Source organism: Nocardioides maradonensis, assembly GCF_054777115.1.
Window position 1 is genome coordinate 191,392 of the sequence record NZ_BAAHAZ010000001.1, and the last position, 16,599, is coordinate 207,990.

Annotated in this window: 14 protein-coding genes; 11 read left to right on the forward strand and 3 right to left on the reverse strand. The window is 71.3% G+C overall.

The window, feature by feature from the left end:
- Positions 1 to 16: 16 nt before the first annotated feature.
- Entirely contained in the window at positions 17 to 1,297 is a 1,281-nt protein-coding gene (locus ACYVAQ_RS00790; protein ID WP_460786508.1) for a hypothetical protein, read from the reverse strand.
- Positions 1,298 to 1,496: 199 nt separating this feature from the next.
- Here ACYVAQ_RS00790 and ACYVAQ_RS00795 point away from each other — a divergent pair, with 199 nt between their 5' ends.
- From ACYVAQ_RS00795 to ACYVAQ_RS00840, 10 genes are all read left to right on the forward strand, one after another.
- Positions 1,497 to 3,215, forward strand: a complete 1,719-nt coding sequence (locus tag ACYVAQ_RS00795) for a methylmalonyl-CoA mutase family protein (protein ID WP_460786509.1) — start codon at positions 1,497 to 1,499, stop codon at positions 3,213 to 3,215.
- Positions 3,212 to 5,368, forward strand: coding sequence for a methylmalonyl-CoA mutase (gene scpA / locus ACYVAQ_RS00800; RefSeq protein WP_460786510.1), 2,157 nt, complete (start codon positions 3,212 to 3,214; stop codon positions 5,366 to 5,368). The genes ACYVAQ_RS00795 and scpA overlap by 4 nt, the downstream gene beginning before the upstream one ends.
- Before the next feature lie 3 nt (positions 5,369 to 5,371).
- Entirely contained in the window at positions 5,372 to 6,352 is a 981-nt protein-coding gene (meaB, locus tag ACYVAQ_RS00805; protein ID WP_460786511.1) for a methylmalonyl Co-A mutase-associated GTPase MeaB, read from the forward strand.
- A gap of 160 nt (positions 6,353 to 6,512) precedes the next feature.
- A complete protein-coding gene (locus ACYVAQ_RS00810) occupies positions 6,513 to 7,568 on the forward strand; it encodes a BMP family lipoprotein (RefSeq protein WP_460786512.1) in 1,056 nt (351 codons plus the stop codon).
- An 86-nt stretch (positions 7,569 to 7,654) separates the two neighbouring features.
- Positions 7,655 to 9,178, forward strand: a complete 1,524-nt coding sequence (locus tag ACYVAQ_RS00815) for an ABC transporter ATP-binding protein (RefSeq protein ID WP_460786514.1) — start codon at positions 7,655 to 7,657, stop codon at positions 9,176 to 9,178.
- Positions 9,178 to 10,278, forward strand: a complete 1,101-nt coding sequence (locus tag ACYVAQ_RS00820) for an ABC transporter permease (protein WP_460786515.1) — start codon at positions 9,178 to 9,180, stop codon at positions 10,276 to 10,278. Before ACYVAQ_RS00815 ends, ACYVAQ_RS00820 begins: the two co-directional genes overlap by 1 nt.
- Positions 10,275 to 11,534 (forward strand): ABC transporter permease, encoded by a 1,260-nt coding sequence (locus tag ACYVAQ_RS00825; RefSeq protein ID WP_460786517.1) that lies wholly within the window; start codon positions 10,275 to 10,277, stop codon positions 11,532 to 11,534. Before ACYVAQ_RS00820 ends, ACYVAQ_RS00825 begins: the two co-directional genes overlap by 4 nt.
- Positions 11,531 to 11,929, forward strand: a complete 399-nt coding sequence (locus ACYVAQ_RS00830) for a cytidine deaminase (RefSeq protein WP_460786518.1) — start codon at positions 11,531 to 11,533, stop codon at positions 11,927 to 11,929. Before ACYVAQ_RS00825 ends, ACYVAQ_RS00830 begins: the two co-directional genes overlap by 4 nt.
- Positions 11,901 to 13,061 (forward strand): cytochrome P450, encoded by a 1,161-nt coding sequence (locus tag ACYVAQ_RS00835; RefSeq protein WP_460786519.1) that lies wholly within the window; start codon positions 11,901 to 11,903, stop codon positions 13,059 to 13,061. Before ACYVAQ_RS00830 ends, ACYVAQ_RS00835 begins: the two co-directional genes overlap by 29 nt.
- Positions 13,058 to 14,350, forward strand: a complete 1,293-nt coding sequence (locus ACYVAQ_RS00840) for a thymidine phosphorylase (RefSeq protein WP_460786520.1) — start codon at positions 13,058 to 13,060, stop codon at positions 14,348 to 14,350. Before ACYVAQ_RS00835 ends, ACYVAQ_RS00840 begins: the two co-directional genes overlap by 4 nt.
- A 79-nt stretch (positions 14,351 to 14,429) precedes the next feature.
- Here ACYVAQ_RS00840 and ACYVAQ_RS00845 read toward each other — a convergent pair whose 3' ends face one another.
- On the reverse strand, positions 14,430 to 14,882 hold the full coding sequence (locus tag ACYVAQ_RS00845; RefSeq protein WP_460786521.1) for a MaoC family dehydratase: 453 nt from the start codon (positions 14,880 to 14,882) through the stop codon (positions 14,430 to 14,432).
- A gap of 55 nt (positions 14,883 to 14,937) precedes the next feature.
- On the opposite strand from ACYVAQ_RS00845, the gene ACYVAQ_RS00850 reads away from it, so the two are divergent.
- Positions 14,938 to 16,017 (forward strand): adenosine deaminase, encoded by a 1,080-nt coding sequence (locus ACYVAQ_RS00850; protein WP_460786522.1) that lies wholly within the window; start codon positions 14,938 to 14,940, stop codon positions 16,015 to 16,017.
- Here ACYVAQ_RS00850 and ACYVAQ_RS00855 read toward each other — a convergent pair.
- On the reverse strand, positions 15,989 to 16,597 hold the full coding sequence (locus tag ACYVAQ_RS00855) for an ATP-binding protein (protein ID WP_460786524.1): 609 nt from the start codon (positions 16,595 to 16,597) through the stop codon (positions 15,989 to 15,991). The two genes, ACYVAQ_RS00850 and ACYVAQ_RS00855, sit on opposite strands and share 29 nt — an antisense overlap.
- Positions 16,598 to 16,599: the final 2 nt, after the last annotated feature.

A 16,599-nucleotide genomic window follows, 5' to 3' on the forward strand; every position in this document is an offset into this window, starting at 1 on the left:
GGCCGTGAGCCCGGTGTCAGTCGGTGAAGGTCCTGCTGGCGCCGGGGCCGGCACCGCCGACGTTGACCGCGGTGACGGTCACCTTCAGCGAGCCCTTGGGCAGTGCGCTGCGGGCGACGACGAGCCGGGTGCCGGCGACCGCCTTGGACAGCACGGTCCGGGTGCCCTTCCTCACCACCACCCGGTACGACGGCGGCGTGCCGCCGGGGTTGGCCGGCGCGAGCCAGCTGATGGTCTGGGACGTGCGGGACGGGGTCACCTTCAACGACCGCACCGCTCCCGGCCTGGCGAACAACGGACGGAAGACCTCGATCTGCGCGGCCTGCTGCGTGCTGCTGCCGAGGGCGATGATCGTGGCGTCGAGCAGGGCGAGCGTGCCGTTGCTGGACACCGACGGCGCGAGCGGGATCTCGAAGCGCTGGGCCGGGCCGCCGAGCGTCAGCAGCGGGGTGGCGTCGCCGTTCGCGGTCGGCGCGAACACGTAGAGCGCCCCGAACGCGTTGCCGTTGGCGTCCCCGGCGCCTATGTAGAGCCGTCCCTGCGGGTCGGAGGCGAGGCCCTCGGCCAGCCAGTGCGGCGTGGGTGCGGGAACCCGGATCACCCGCGCGGGCGCGACGTTGCCGTGCTGGGCGCCGGTCCACACCGAGATCGACGGCTGCACGCTGTTCGCCGCGAACGCGATGCCCCCGGCCGGCAGGGCGGCGATGAACCCGCCCGCGGAGAACGCGCCGACCATGTTCGTGTGCGTGCCGCCGATCACCTTGGTCGGTGTGGCGTTGCCGTCGGCGCCGGGCGCGAACCTGAGCAGGTCCGGCGGACCCGAGGGGTTCGCGTCCAGGGTCCACAGCGAGCCGTCCGCTCCCCAGGCGACCGCCCCGGGCCCGTCCAGGGTCGTGTTGGCGCCGGTGATGGTGTGGATCGGGGTGATCGCACCGGCCAGCTGGGACGGGTCGAAGACGACCAGCGAGGCGCCGCTCGCGAAGGCGATCCCGTTCGGGCCGATGGCGAGGTTGGACGACGGGGTGAACCCCGTGAAGGTCTTCAGCACGTGCTGGTTGCTGCCGTCGGAGTCCGGGGCCAGCTGCTGGATCTGGCCGCTGCTCGGGAGGTACAGCGTGCCGTCGTTCGCGACGGCGGGCAGGGGGCTCTGGGTCCCGACGGGGATCGTGCGGACCGGCCGGACGGCGACGACGGTGGCGGCGTCGGCCGGCGCGATGGTGGAGGCGACGGCGAGGCCGCCGGCGAGAAGGGTGGCGGCGGCCATGAGGGCGCGCCGCAGCGGCAGGGGTCTGGTCATCTGGGGTGCCTTTGCGCGATGGGGGTGGATCCCGAGACGAAGCGGAATCCGAGACCCGGACCCGGATGGCCGCAGCCGACGCTACGCCGCCGTACCACCGCTGTCAGCCCTTCTGCCGAGGCTGGCCGGAACGCGACGTCCACCACAGATTGGTCACCTACTCCGGAGTAGGAAGCGGGCGCGGATAAAGTGGTCACCCGTGACTGATGCACCGCTGACGCTCGCGCAGCCCGAGGACACGCACTCCCGCGAGGAGTGGGAGGCGGCCACGGCCGCGGTCCTCCGCAAGGCGCGACGGCTCGCCGACGACGACGCCGACAGCCTGGTCTGGGACAAGCTGGCCCGCACCACGCTCGACGGTGTCGTGATCACGCCGCTGGGCACGCCCGCCGACCTCGACGGCCGCCAGACGGCCGGTCGCCCGACCCGTGCCGGTGCCTGGGACATCCGTGCCCGCCTCGCCGGCGCGGGCGAGAAGCTGCTCAACGAGCACGCCCTGGTCGACCTCGACGGTGGTGTGACCTCGCTGTGGATCGGCGCGAGCGCGGACACCGACTTCGCCACGCTGCTCGACAAGGTCCTGCTCGACCTCGCCCCGGTCGTCCTGGACCCGGTCGGCGACCCGGTCGCCGTCGCCTCGGCGTTCCTCGAGCACGCGACGTACGCCGAGTTCCACCCGGCCACCAACCTCGGCGTCGACCCGATCGGTGCCGCGCTGCGCGGCCTGGTCGAGCCGGGCACGCAGAAGAACGTCGAGGACATCGTCACCGTCGCGAAGCTCGCGCGGGACCGCGGGATCCTCGGTCTCGTCGTCGACGCGACCGCGGTGCACGACCTCGGCGCCAGCGACGTCCAGGAGCTCGCACAGAGCCTGTACGCCGGCACCCAGTACCTCCGGGTCCTGAGCGAGGCCGGCGTCGACGTGGCGGACGCGGCGAGGCTCATCGAGTTCCGTTACGCCGCCACCGACGAGCAGTTCCCGACCATCGCCAAGCTGCGGGCCGCCCGCCGGCTGTGGGCGCGGGTGCTCGAACTGTCCGGCGTCACGGGTGTCGCGCAGCGGCAGCACGCGGTCACGAGCCGGCCCATGTACAGCAAGTACGACCCCTACGTGAACATGCTCCGCGCCACCGTCGCCGCGTTCGCCGCGGGCGTGGGCGGGGCCGACGCGGTCACCGTGCTGCCGTTCGACGAGCCGCTCGGCCAGCCGGACGCCTTCGGTCGCCGGATCGCCCGCAACGTCTCGCACCTGCTCATGGACGAGTCGCACGTCCACGAGGTCGCCGACCCCGCCGGCGGTGCGTACGCCGTCGAGAAGCTCACCGACGACCTGGCCGTCGCCGCGTGGGAGCTGTTCGGCCGGCTCGACGAGGGCGAGGACATCGCGCCCCTGATCGCGGCGACCGTCGAGGCGCGCGAGGCCGCGATCGCGAAGCGCAAGCAGCCGATCACCGGTGTCTCGGAGTTCCCGAACCTGGCCGAGGAGCTGCCGGTGCGGGAGCCGAGCGTCGACGGCGCGTTCGTCCGTCGCTACGGCGCGTCCTTCGAGGCGCTGCGCGACGAGCCCGCCACGAAGCCGGTCTTCCTGGCCACGCTCGGCCCGATCGCCCAGCACACCGCTCGCGCCACCTTCGCCGCGAACCTGTTCGCCGCGGGCGGCATCGCCGTCGAGACGGCCGGTGCCACCGCCGGTGTCGACGAGCTGCTGGCCGCGTACGCCGGACAGGCGGTCGTCTGCCTGGCTGGGTCGGACCCGGCGTACGAGGAGTGGGGTGCCGACGCGGCCGCCGCCTTGCGTGCGGCCGATGCGCAGCGGGTGATCATCGCCGGCAAGCCGACCGACTACTCCGACGACTCGGCCGCGATGGGCGTGGACGCCCTCGCGTTCCTCAACCGCACGCGGGAGGCCCTGGCATGAGTATTCCGAAGAGCTTCAAGGGCCAGCCGCTGGCCGGTGGGCACGCCTCGACCGGCGAGGTCCACGGCGACCTCCAGTCGTGGCACTCCCCGGAGGGCATCGAGATCAAGCCGTCGTACTCGGCGGCCGACCTCGAGGGCCTCGACGCGCTCGACACCTGGCCGGGCCTGAGCCCGTTCCTGCGCGGCCCCTACCCGACGATGTACACCTCGCAGCCCTGGACGATCCGGCAGTACGCCGGCTTCTCCACCGCCGAGGAGTCCAACGCCTTCTACCGGCGCAACCTGGCGGCCGGCCAGAAGGGCCTGTCGGTCGCCTTCGACCTGGCCACCCACCGCGGCTACGACTCCGACCACCCGCGCGTGCGCGGTGACGTCGGCATGGCCGGTGTGGCGATCGACTCGATCTACGACACCCGCACCCTGTTCGACGGCATCCCGCTCGACCAGATGAGCGTCTCGATGACGATGAACGGCGCGGTCCTCCCGGTCCTCGCGCTCTACATCGCGGCGGCCGAGGAGCAGGGGGTGAAGCCGGAGCAGCTCTCGGGGACCATCCAGAACGACATCCTCAAGGAATTCATGGTCCGCAACACCTACATCTACCCGCCGGCGCCGTCGATGCGGATCATCTCCGACATCTTCGCGTTCACCAGCCAGCGGATGCCGCGGTTCAACTCGATCTCAATCTCCGGCTACCACATGCAGGAGGCCGGGGCGACCGCCGACCTCGAGCTCGCCTACACGCTGGCCGACGGCGTCGAGTACATCCGTGCGGGCCTCGAGAGCGGCCTGACCATCGACCAGTTCGCGCCGCGCCTGTCGTTCTTCTGGGCGATCGGCATGAACTTCTACATGGAGGTCGCCAAGATGCGTGCGGCCCGGGCGCTGTGGTCGCGGCTGGTGCGCCAGTTCGACCCGCAGAACCCGAAGTCGCTGTCGCTGCGTACGCACAGCCAGACCTCCGGCTGGTCGCTGACGGCCCAGGACGTGTTCAACAACGTGGGTCGTACGGCGATCGAGGCGATGGCCGCGACGCAGGGCCACACCCAGTCGCTGCACACCAACGCCCTCGACGAGGCGATCGCGCTCCCGACGGACTTCTCCGCCCGGATCGCCCGCAACACCCAGCTGCTGCTGCAGCAGGAGTCGGGCACGACGTACTCCATCGACCCGTGGGGCGGCTCCTACTACGTCGAGAAGCTCACCCACGACCTCGCGGAGCGCGCCTGGGCGCACATCCAGGAGGCTGAGGCCGCCGGCGGCATGGCCAAGGCGATCGAGCAGGGCATCCCGAAGATGCGCATCGAGGAGGCGGCCGCCCGTACCCAGGCGCGCATCGACTCCGGCGCGCAGAAGGTCATCGGCGTCAACACCTTCCGGCTGCCGGCCGAGGACAAGCTCGACGTGCTCAAGGTCGACAACGACGAGGTCTACCGCCAGCAGGTCGCCAAGCTCGAGCGGCTGCGCGAGGAGCGCAACAGCGGCGACGTCGAGGCGGCCCTGCAGGCGCTGACCAACGCCGCCGACCGGGGCGAGGGCAACCTGCTCGACCTCGCGGTCGACGCGGCCCGTCACAAGGCCACCGTCGGCGAGATCTCGGACGCGCTGGAGAAGGTCTACGGCCGCCACCAGGCAGTGATCCGTACGATCTCCGGCGTGTACCGCGACGAGGCAGCCCTGAACGAGGCCGGTGGCGACGCGGTCGCCGCGGTCCGTGCGGCGACCGACGAGTTCGCCGAGGCGGAGGGCCGGCGCCCGCGCATCCTGGTCGCGAAGATGGGCCAGGACGGCCACGACCGCGGCCAGAAGGTCGTCGTGTCGGCGTTCGCCGACCTGGGCTTCGACGTGGACGTAGGCCCGCTGTTCTCCACGCCCGAGGAGGTCGCGCAGCAGGCGATCGACGCCGACGTGCACATCGTCGGTGTCAGCTCGCTCGCCGCGGGCCACCTCACGCTGCTCCCCGCGCTGAAGAAGGCGCTCGCGGAGCAGGGCCGGGACGACATCATGGTCGTCATCGGCGGCGTGATCCCGCCCGACGACGTACCCACCCTCAAGGAGATGGGTGCCGCCGCAGTGTTCCTGCCCGGCACGGTCATCGCCGAGTCGGCGCTGGACCTGCTCGGCAAGCTGCGGGACCAGCTGGACCACTGACGCGTGGCCGAAGCTCTGGTGGACGACCTCGTCGCCGGCATCCGTGAGGGTCGCCGCGCGGCGGTGTCGCGCGCGATCACGATCATGGAGTCGACGGCTCCCAAGCACCGGGCGATGGCGCGCGACCTGCTCGCGCGGCTGCCCAAGGGCGACTCGGTGCGGGTCGGGATCTCGGGCGTGCCCGGTGTCGGGAAGTCCACCTTCATCGAGTCGCTCGGGACGATGCTGACCGGCGAGGGGCACAAGGTCGGTGTGCTGGCCGTCGACCCGTCCAGCGTCCGCACGGGCGGCTCGGTCCTCGGCGACAAGACCCGGATGGCGCGGCTGTCCACGGACCCGAACGCGTTCATCCGGCCCAGCCCGAGCGCGGGCACGCTGGGCGGTGTCGCCCGAGCGACCGTGCAGGCGATGGCGGTCCTCGAGGCCGCCGGGTACGACGCGATCCTGGTCGAGACCGTCGGCGTGGGGCAGTCCGAGGTGACCGTCGCGGGGATGGTCGACACCTTCCTGTTCCTGACCATCGCCAACACCGGCGACCAGCTGCAGGGCATCAAGAAGGGCATCCTGGAGATCACCGACGTGGTCGCGGTGAACAAGGCCGACCCGGAGGACCCCGCGCGCGCCCAGCAGGCTCGCGCGGCCGCTCGCGAGCTGTCGGGCGCGCTGCGCCTGGTCCGCGGCCACGGCGAGTGGGTGCCGCCGGTGGTGACCGCGTCCGGCCTGACCGGCCACGACGTCGACGGTGTCTGGGCGCAGGTCCTCGGCCACCGCGAGCACCTCGGGGTCGAGGGGCTGGCCCGCAAGCGGGCCGAGCAGCAGCTCGAGTTCACCTGGGCGCTGGTGCGCGACGAGCTGGACCAGCGGCTGCGCCACTCGGCGGGGGTCAAGGCGATCCGCGACGAGGTGCGGGACGCGGTGCTGGCCGGTGAGCTGACCGCTCCGTTGGCGGCCGACCGGCTCCTGGCGGCGTACGACGAGGAGTAGGGCGCGGCTGGAGATCCTCCGTTCTCCGGACTCGATCAGGTAACAACTTCGTGTCAACAGCCTGAACCGGCGCAGGCCACCGCTTAGGGTGCGAAGCATCGCGCCGACCGTCGGCGCAGAACGGAGAGCAGTCTTGCGTACGATCAGCAAGCTCGCGGCGATGAGCGTCATCGCCTCCCTCGCACTCACCGGGTGCGGCAAGAAGCACGAGGACACCACCTCGGGCGCGTCCTCGGACGTCTGCACCGGTCTCACCGACGGTAGCCCGGTCAAGCTCGCCATCGCCTTCGACGTGGGTGGCCGCGGCGACCACTCCTTCAACGACGCGGCGTACGCCGGTGCGGAGAAGGCCGTGAGCGACCTCGGCGCCAGCTGCATCGACGCCCAGGCGACCGTCGGCGAGACCGACGCCCAGCGCGCCGACCGGCTCAAGCAGCTCGCCGACCAGGGCGCCACCGCCATCGTCGGCGTCGGCTTCCTCTACTCCAACGCGGTCAACACGGTCGCTCCGCAGTACCCGAAGGTCAGCTTCCTCGTGGTCGACGGCTTCGACCCCGACAGCAAGCCCAACCCGAACGTGGCCTACGACGCCTTCCAGCCGCAGGAGTCCTCCTTCCTGGTGGGCGTCGCCGCGGCCCTGAAGACCAAGTCCAAGAAGGTCGGCTTCATCGGTGCCGTCCCGGGCGCAGTCATCGGCCCGTTCGACGCGGGCTTCACCGCCGGCGTGCACGCGGTCGACCCGAGCATCAAGGTCCAGTCGCAGTACATCGTCCAGTCCGGCGACAAGGGCTTCAACGACCCGTCCGACGACAAGACGATCGCGCAGACCATGCTCGACAGCGGCGTGGACGTGATCTTCACGGCCGCGGGCCTGTCCGGCGCCGGCACGTTCGAGGCGGTCACCGCCGCGGGCGACGGCAAGTGGGCGATTGGCGTGGACGGCGACCAGTACGGCTCGGCGACGCCGGACCAGCAGCCGCACATCCTGACGTCGGCGCTCAAGCGCGTCGACACCGGTGTCTTCGACTTCGCCAAGTCCGTCAAGGACGGCAAGCCGCAGACCAGCTACGTGACCTACGACCTCAAGAACGACGGCGTCGGCGTCTCCTACAGCGGTGGCTTCATCAACGACATCAAGCCGCAGATCGACGCCTTCGCGAAGAAGATCGAGGACGGCTCCGTCAAGGTCCCGACCGACCCGTCCAAGGTCCAGTGACCCGTCACTAGCAGCTGTTCCGAGGGGCAGGGTCCGGGAGTAGGTTTCTCCCGGACCCTGTCCTGTCCCCACGACTGAGGAGTTCCGTGGCCGTCACGAGCGAGAGCGTCGACCTTGCCCCGCTGATCGAGCTGCGGGGGATCGGCAAGCGGTTCCCCGGCGTCATCGCCAACCACGACGTGGACGTCACCATCCGCCCGGGCACCGTGCACGCCCTGGTGGGGGAGAACGGCGCCGGCAAGTCCACCCTGATGAAGATCCTGTACGGCGTGCAGCGACCCGACGACGGGACGCTGGTCGTCGACGGCGTCGAGCGCGTGTTCAAGTCGCCGAGCGACGCCATCGCCGTCGGCATCGGCATGGTCTTCCAGCACTTCATGCTGGCCGACAACCTGACCGTGCTCGAGAACTGCGTGCTGGGCGCCGAGAGGCTGCACGGCATCGGCGCGAAGGCGCGACGTACCTTCGTCGACCTGTGCGCGCGCTTCGGCTTCGACCTCGACCCGGACCTCCTGGTCGAGGAGCTCGGCGTCGCCGCGCGCCAGCGGCTCGAGATCGTCAAGGTGCTCTACCGCGGCGCGAAGGTGATCATCCTCGACGAGCCGACCGCGGTGCTCGTCCCGCAGGAGGTCGACGCGCTGTTCGCCAACCTGCGCGACCTGCGCGCGAGCGGTCACTCGCTGCTGTTCATCTCGCACAAGCTCGACGAGGTCCTCGCGATCGCCGACGACATCACCGTGATGCGGCGGGGCACGACCGTGGGCGAGGCGAAGCCCGACTCGGTGACCAAGCGCCAGCTGGCCGAGCTCATGGTCGGCAGCGAGCTGCCGTCGCCGGAGACCTCGGAGTCCACGGTCCAGGACACCGTCCTGCTGCGCCTGGCGGACATCTCCCTGGTCGAGGGCGAGCGGCCTCTGCTCGACGGGATCGACCTGCGGATCCGCAAGGGCGAGGTCCTGGGCATCGCCGGTGTCGAGGGCAACGGCCAGACCGAGCTGGTCGAGGTCATCATGGGCCTCACCAGGCCCACGTCCGGCACGATCACGCTCGGCGGCGAGGACATCACCACCACGAGCACCCGCCACCGGCGCGAGGCCGGCATCGGCTACATCCCCGAGGACCGTCACCGGCACGGACTGCTGCTCGACGCCCCGCTGTGGGAGAACCGCATCCTCGGTCACCAGACCCGCCCGCCGAGCGCCCGTGGCCCGTGGATCGACCGGGCCGGCGCCCGCCGCGACACCGAGCGGATCGTGCAGCAGTACGACGTCCGCACGCCCTCGATCAACACCAACTCCCGCGCGCTGTCCGGCGGCAACCAGCAGAAGCTGATCGTCGGGCGCGAGATGTCGGGCGATCCGGTCCTGCTGATCGCCTCGCACCCGACGCGCGGTGTCGACATCGGTGCCCAGGCGGCGATCTGGGACCACATCCGCGACGCCCGCAAGGCCGGTCTCGCGGTGCTGCTGATCTCGGCCGACCTCGACGAGCTGATCGGGCTCTCGGACTCCATCGAGGTGATCCTGCGCGGGCGGCTGGTCGGCTCCTTCGACCCCGCCTCGGTGACGCCCGCCGAGCTCGGCTCGGCCATGACGGGGGGACATGACTGATGGCCTACCTCAAGAACGCACCCAAGGCGGTCGGGATGGCGCTGCTCGCGCCGGCGATCGCCGTGCTGGTCGCTGTGGTCGCGACGTCGCTCGTCATCATGATCTCCGGCAGCAGCTCGGGCATCGGTGACTTCTGGCGGATCATGCTCTCCGCGCCCAAGGCCAACGTGAAGGTCGACATGATCAACCTGGCCGTCGAGCTCTACATCGCGGCCGTGGCGGCGGCGATCGGCTTCCGGATGGGTCTGTTCAACATCGGCGTCGAGGGGCAGTACGGCCTGGCGGCGTACGTCGCTGCGGTGTTCGCGGGAGGTCGCTTCCTCCCCGGCCCGCTGAACGTGGCGGTCGCGATCGTGCTGGCCATGGTCGTCGGTGCCGCCTGGGCCGGCATCGCGGCGCTGCTGAAGGTCTACCGGGGCGTCAGCGAGGTCATCACGACGCTGATGCTCAACGCGATCTCGCCGATCATCGTCACCCACTTCTACAACAAGTACGCCGAGAAGAACGGCTTCGACGTGCACACCTCGATCCTCACCGGCTCGAACACGGTCCCCGGCTGGGCGCCCTGGGGCGTCAACGGTGGCGAGATCTGGACCCTCGGTCTCCTCGCCGTCGTGGTCGGTGTCGGCTTCTGGCTGCTGCTCAACCGGACCCGGCTCGGCTTCGACCTGCGGGCGAGCGGGCTCTCCCCGAGCGCCGCGTCGGCGAGCGGTGTCAGCGCCAAGAAGATGGTGATCGTCGCGATGGTGCTCTCCGGCGGTGTCGCCGGCCTGGTGTGGATGCCCGAGCTGTTCGGCAGCGCGCACACCTACTCCGACGCGACCTTCTCCGGTGGGCTCGGCTTCACCGGCCTCGCCGTCGCCCTGCTCGGACGCAACCGGGCCGGGGGCATGGCGCTCGGCGCGCTGCTGTTCGCCTGGCTCTCCTCCCAGTCCAACGCGCTCCAGATCGGCACCGACATCGCGCCGCAGATCGTCGAGATCACCCAGGGCATCGCGGTCCTCGCCGTGGTGGTGGCGTACGAGCTGGTCCAGCGCTACCGCGCCCGTGCCGAGCAACGCGCGGTCGCGAGCGCCCTCCCCGAGGCGGTGGCCGCGTGAGCGCCGCGGTGGAGTCCGCGACCCGGCGGGTGCTGGGTGCGCGACGCGTCCTCGGGCTCTCGCCGCTCATGTGGGTGCTGATCCTCGGCGGGCTCGTCGTGGTGCCGTTCGTCCGGCTCGTCACGAGCTCCACGCCGCTGACGGCCACGACGACGTTCACGGCTGCGATCCTGTCCACCTGCCCGATCGCGCTGGCCGGTCTCGGCGGTGTCTGGGCCGAGCGTGCGGGCATCGTCAACATCGGCCTCGAGGGCCAGATGCTGCTCGGCACCTGGGGCGCGGCGTACTTCAACTGGTACTACGGCGCCTGGGCCGGCCTTGCCGGCGGCATCCTGCTCGGCGTGGTCGGCGGCCTGCTGCACGCGATCGCGACGATCACCTTCGGCGTGGACCAGATCGTCTCCGGTGTGGCCGTCAACATCATCGCGGCCGGTGCCGTGGACTTCCTGTCCAAGGCGTTCTTCAGCGACATCGTCCCCAACGGCGGTCCGCGCAACCTGTCCGGCCTCTACTCGTTGCCGACGGTGAACATAGGCGGCTTGGACGGCTGGTTGTCCGACCTCAACGGCAAGCACTGGTTCCTGATCTCGGACGTGGCCGGGCTCCTCGGGGCGCTGGTCAGCCACATCTCGGTGGTGTCGCTCCTGGTCATCGTGCTCGTCGTGCTCAGCTGGTGGCTGCTCCGGCGTACGACCTTCGGCCTGCGGCTGCGCTCGTGCGGCGAGAGCCCGGCTGCCGCCGAGTCGCTCGGCGTCAACGTCATCCGCTACAAGTACGTCGCGGTGCTCATCTCCGGCGCGTTCGCCGGCCTCGGTGGTGCCTACCTGTCCACCGTCGCGTCGAGCACGTTCACCGTCGGTCAGACCCAGGGCCGCGGCTACATCGGCCTCGCGGCCATGATCTTCGGCAACTGGAACCCGTTCGGCGCGCTCGGCGCCTCCGCGCTCTTCGGGTACGCCGACGCCCTCCGTCTGCGCAGCGCCTCGTCGCTGCACGCGTTGCTGCTCCTGCTGGCCATCGGCCTGCTGCTGCTCACGCTGTGGCGGCTGTGGCGCCGGCAGGTCCGCGCCGCGATCGTCAACGGCGTGATCGGTGTCGTGGTGCTGCTCTGGTTCCTGCTGACCGACTCGATCCCGCACGACCTGGGCGGCATGACGCCGTACCTGGTGACGCTGCTGGTGCTGTCGGTCGCCTCGCAGAGCCTGCGGATGCCGGCGGCGGACGGCCAGCCGTACCGCAAGGGATCGGCCGGATGACCTCCTTCGGTGACGCCGAGTGGGCCGCGCTGCGGGCCGAGGCGGTGGCGGCGTCGGAGTGCGCGTACGCGCCGTACTCCTCCTTCCCCGTCGGAGCGGCGGCCCGCGTCGACGACGGGCGCGTCGTGAGCGGCTGCAACGTCGAGAACGCCGCGTACGGCGTGGCGCTCTGCGCCGAGTGCGGCCTGGTCTCGCAGCTGCACCGGACCGGGGGCGGCCGGCTGACGCACTTCGTCTGCGTCAACGGCAAGGGTGAGCTGCTGATGCCGTGCGGCCGGTGTCGCCAGCTGCTGTGGGAGAACGGCGGTCCGGAGCTGCTGCTGTGGACCGGCTCCGGGGTGAGGACCATGCAGGAGGTGCTGCCCGATGCCTTCGGCGCCGACGACCTCGCTTGACCTGACCGCCGCCGACGTCATCGCGGACCCGTACCCGTTCTTCGCCGAGGAGCGCGCCCGTCACGCCGTGGCCTGGCACGAGCCGAGCGGCATGTGGCTGGCGTTCTCGCACGCGGCGGTCAGCGCGGTGCAGCGCGACCGCCGACTGGGCCGGATCTGGCGCGACCGGGAGCCGGCGGCGTACCTCGAGCCGTTCAACCTGCTGCACCGCAACCAGATGATGGAGAACGAGCCGCCGACCCACACCCGGCTGCGCCGGCCCGTCGCGGCCTCGTTCAACCGCGGGCACATCGAGCGGTTGCGGCCGCGGGTCCGCGAGCTCGCGGCGTCGCTGCTGGCGTCGGTCGACCCGGCCGGTCTCGACGTCATCGGTGAGTACGCCGAGCCGCTGCCCGTGCTCGTCATCGCCGAGCTCCTCGGCGTACCGGCGTCGTACGTCGGCTCGCTGCGGACGTGGTCGCAGGCGATCGTGCGGATGTACGAGCCGGCGCCGTCGGCCGAGGTCGTGGACGCTGCCGTGGCGGCGGCCACCGACTTCGCGGCACTCGTGCGCGACCTGGCCGATGTCCGGCGTCGTGCCCCGGCCGACGACCTGATCACCGACCTCGTCGGCACCGAGCTGAGCGACGACGAGGTCGTCGCGGCCGCCGTGCTGCTGCTCAACGCCGGGCACGAGGCGTCGGTGAACGTGTTCGGCAACGGGCTGGTCGCGATGCTGCGGCGCGGGCTGCGGCCGGCCGCCGACGTACCGCTGACGGTGGAGGAGATGCTGCGCTTCGACGCGGCGCTGCAGCTGTTCGAGCGCACCGCGACCGATGACGTGGAGGTGGGAGGAGTGACCGTGGAGACGGGCCAGAAGATCGCCGTGCTGCTGGGATCAGCCAACCGGGACCCGGAGGTGTTCGACGCCCCGGACGCCTTCGAGGTCGAGCGGGCGGTGAACCCGCACGTCGCCTTCGGGGTGGGCGTCCACTTCTGCCTCGGTGCGCCGCTGGCACGGATGGAGCTGGCCGAGTCGGTCGCGGCTCTCTTCGCGGCGGCGCCGTCCTTGGAGCTGGCCGGCGAGCCCGAGTCGCGGGGGACCTTCGTGCTGCGTGGCTACCACCGGGTGCCGGTGAGGTTCGCGTCATGACCGCGGCACCCCACGACGCCATCGAGGTCATCACCGCCAAGCGCGACCACGGGACCCTGACCACCAGCCAGATCGACTGGGTGATCGACGCCTACACGCGGGGTGTGGTCGCCGACGAGCAGATGTCCGCGCTGGCGATGGCGGTGCTGCTCAACGGCATGGACCGCCGCGAGATCGCCGACTGGACCGCCGCGATGATCGCGTCGGGGGAGCGGATGGACTTCTCCTCGCTGTCGCGGCCGACGGCGGACAAGCACTCGACCGGCGGGGTGGGCGACAAGATCACGCTGCCCCTGGCGCCGCTGGTGGCGGCCTGCGGGGTCGCGGTGCCGCAGCTGTCCGGGCGCGGGCTCGGGCACACCGGCGGCACGCTCGACAAGCTCGAGTCGATCCCGGGCTGGCGGGCGCTGCTGTCGAACGCGGAGATGCTCGAGCAGCTCGAGTCGGTGGGTGCGGTCATCTGCGCGGCCGGTGACGGGCTCGCGCCGGCCGACCGCAAGCTGTACGCCCTGCGCGACGTCACGGGCACCGTCGAGGCCATCCCGCTCATCGCGTCCTCGATCATGAGCAAGAAGATCGCCGAGGGCACCGGCGCGCTGGTGCTCGACGTGAAGGTGGGCAGCGGCGCGTTCATGAAGTCGCTGGACCGCGCCCGGGAGCTCGCCGAGGTCATGGTCGCGCTGGGGACCGACGCGGGCGTGCGCACCGTCGCTCTGCTCACCGACATGGAGACGCCGCTGGGATTCACCGCGGGCAACGCGATCGAGGTCGCCGAGTCGGTTGAGGTGCTCGCCGGGGGCGGGCCGGCCGACGTGGTCGAGCTGACGGTCGCGCTGGCGCGGGAGATGCTTCTCGCCGCCGGTGTCGACGACGTGGATCCTGCCGCGAAGCTTGCGGACGGGTCGGCGATGGACGCCTGGCGGCGGATGATCTCGGCCCAGGGCGGCGACCCGTCGGCGACCCTCCCGGTCGCCCGGGAGTCGCACGTGGTCTCCGCGCCGTCCGACGGCGTGCTCACCCGCCTGGACGCGATGGCGGTCGGGGTCGCGGCCTGGCGGCTCGGCGCGGGCCGCGAGCGCAAGGAGGACCCGGTGCAGGCCGGAGCCGGCGTGGTCTGGCACGCCCGCCCGGGGGACGAGGTCCGGGCCGGCGAGCCGCTGTTCACCCTGCTCACCGACACCCCCGAGCGCTTCGACCGGGCCCTCGGGGCGCTCGAGGGCGGCTACGAGGTCTCACCCGCGGGGACGGCGTACACGCCGACGCCGCTGATCCTCGACCGGATCTCCTGAGGTCGCGTCGTACCTGATCTTTTGGCCCTATTCGTGGACGAAAAGGGGCCAAACGATCAGGTACGACGGACAACGCGGCTCAGGGGAGCAGCAGGACCACGGTTTCGGCGATCATGGCGGGCTTGTCGACGCCGTCGATCTCGATGGTGTGCTGGACGGTGAGCTGCTTGCCCTTGGGGATGTCGGTGACGGTGGCGATCTTGACGTGGACCCGGACCCGCGAGCCGACCAGGACCGGGTGGGGGAAGCGGACCTTGTTGACGCCGTAGTTGAGCTTGGCGCCCGGCGTCTGGAGGCTGAAGACCTGGCTGCCGAGCCACGGCACGAGCGACAGGGTCAGGTACCCGTGCGCGATGGTGCCGCCGAAGGGGCCCTCCTTGGCGCGCTCGAGGTCGACGTGGATCCACTGGTGGTCGCCGGTGGCGTCCGCGAACTGGTTGACCCGTCGCTGGTCGATGGTGACCCACTCGCTGGCGCCGAGCTCCTCGCCCGCGGCCTGCTCGAGCTCGTCGAACGTGGTGAAAACCCGCATCGAAACCGTCTCCTCCGTGCGCCTGTGGGCCGTGGCCCAATGGAACAATGCCGCCATGGAACCTACCCGCTCCGTGACCGACGAGCTGCTGGTGTCCGCGCCGAAGGTCCTCCTCCACGACCACCTCGACGGCGGGCTGCGGCCCGCGACGATCGTCGAGCTGGCCGCGCAGGTGGGCCACGAGCTGCCGACGACCGATCCCGAGGAGCTGGGCCGCTGGTTCCGCGACGCCGCCGACAGCGGGTCGCTGGTGCGCTACCTCGACACCTTCGCGCACACCCTCGCCGTCATGCAGACCAAGGACGCGCTGACCCGGGTGGCGCGGGAGGCCGTCGAGGACCTCGCCGCGGACGGCGTCGTGTACGCCGAGATCCGCTACGCGCCCGAGCTGCACCTGGCCGACGGCCTCAGCCTCGGCGACGTGGTCGAGGCGGTGCGGATCGGGTTCGACCAGGGCATGGAGGCGGCCGGCGGACGGATCGTGGTCCGCCAGCTCTGCACCGCCATGCGGCAGGCCGCCCGCGCCATGGAGATCGCCGAGCTGGCCATCGAGTGGCGCGACCTCGGTGTCGCGGGCTTCGACATCGCCGGGCCGGAGGCCGGCTACCCGCCGTCCCGGTTCCTCGACGCCTTCGAGCACGTGCGCCGGGAGAACGGCCACATCACCATCCACGCCGGCGAGGCCTTCGGGCTGCCCTCGATCTGGGAGGCCGTGCAGTGGTGCGGCGCCGACCGGCTCGGTCACGGTGTGCGGATCGTCGACGACATCGGCCCGGGCGGCGAGGACGGTCCGGAGCTGGGTCGGCTGGCGGCGTACGTCCGGGACAAGCGGATCCCGCTCGAGATGTGCCCGTCCTCCAACGTGCAGACGGGTGCGGCGGCCTCGATCGCCGAGCACCCCCTCCGGCTGCTCGCCGACCTGCGCTTCCGGGTCACCGTCAACACCGACAACCGGCTGATGAGCGGCACCTCGATGAGTCGCGAGTTCGGGCTGCTCAGCGAGGCCTTCGGCTACGGCCTGCGCGACGTCGAGTGGTTCACGCTCAACGCGATGAAGTCGGCGTTCCTGCCGTTCGACCAGCGGTTGCGGATCATCAACGAGGTCATCAAGCCGTGGTACGCCGACCACTGCTGAGCGACGCCAGCTCCACGTAGGCCCGGTCGCCGGTCGCCACGCGGCAGCCGGCGGCCTCGGCCCGGCGCACGATCCGGCGCTGGGCACGCGCCAGCGCGAGGCCTCGGCGTACCAGCACGAGCGGGGGCTTGCGCCGCTCCCGCAGGTCGCGCGACAGCCGGCGGGTGAAGGTGATCAGCGGGTGCTGGGTGATGCAGTACGCCGCCGCGATCACCCCTGCCTGCCGGCAGGCAGCCACGACCTGGTCGGCGAAGATGCCCTCCGCGCAGAAGACCGGGGCGCCGGCGAGGTCGAGGACCTGGTGCCCGGTGGTGCGGCTCTGCGGGATCGAGTAGACCGGGGTGTCGGTGCGGCCGGTGCGGCACAGCTCGAGGAGTGCGGCCACGGCCGCCTCGCAGTGCCAGCTGTCCGGGTCGTCCCAGTCGACGAGGCCGTGGTTGGGACCAGCCTCGATCCGGGGGAGCGACGGGTCGTCGCCGTCCTTGTAGAAGTCGTCGAGCCGCAGCGTCGGCCAGCCGTGGGTACGTCGGAGCCGCTCGGCGAGCCGGGACTTCCCGGCGCCGGAGGGCCCGGCCAGCACGA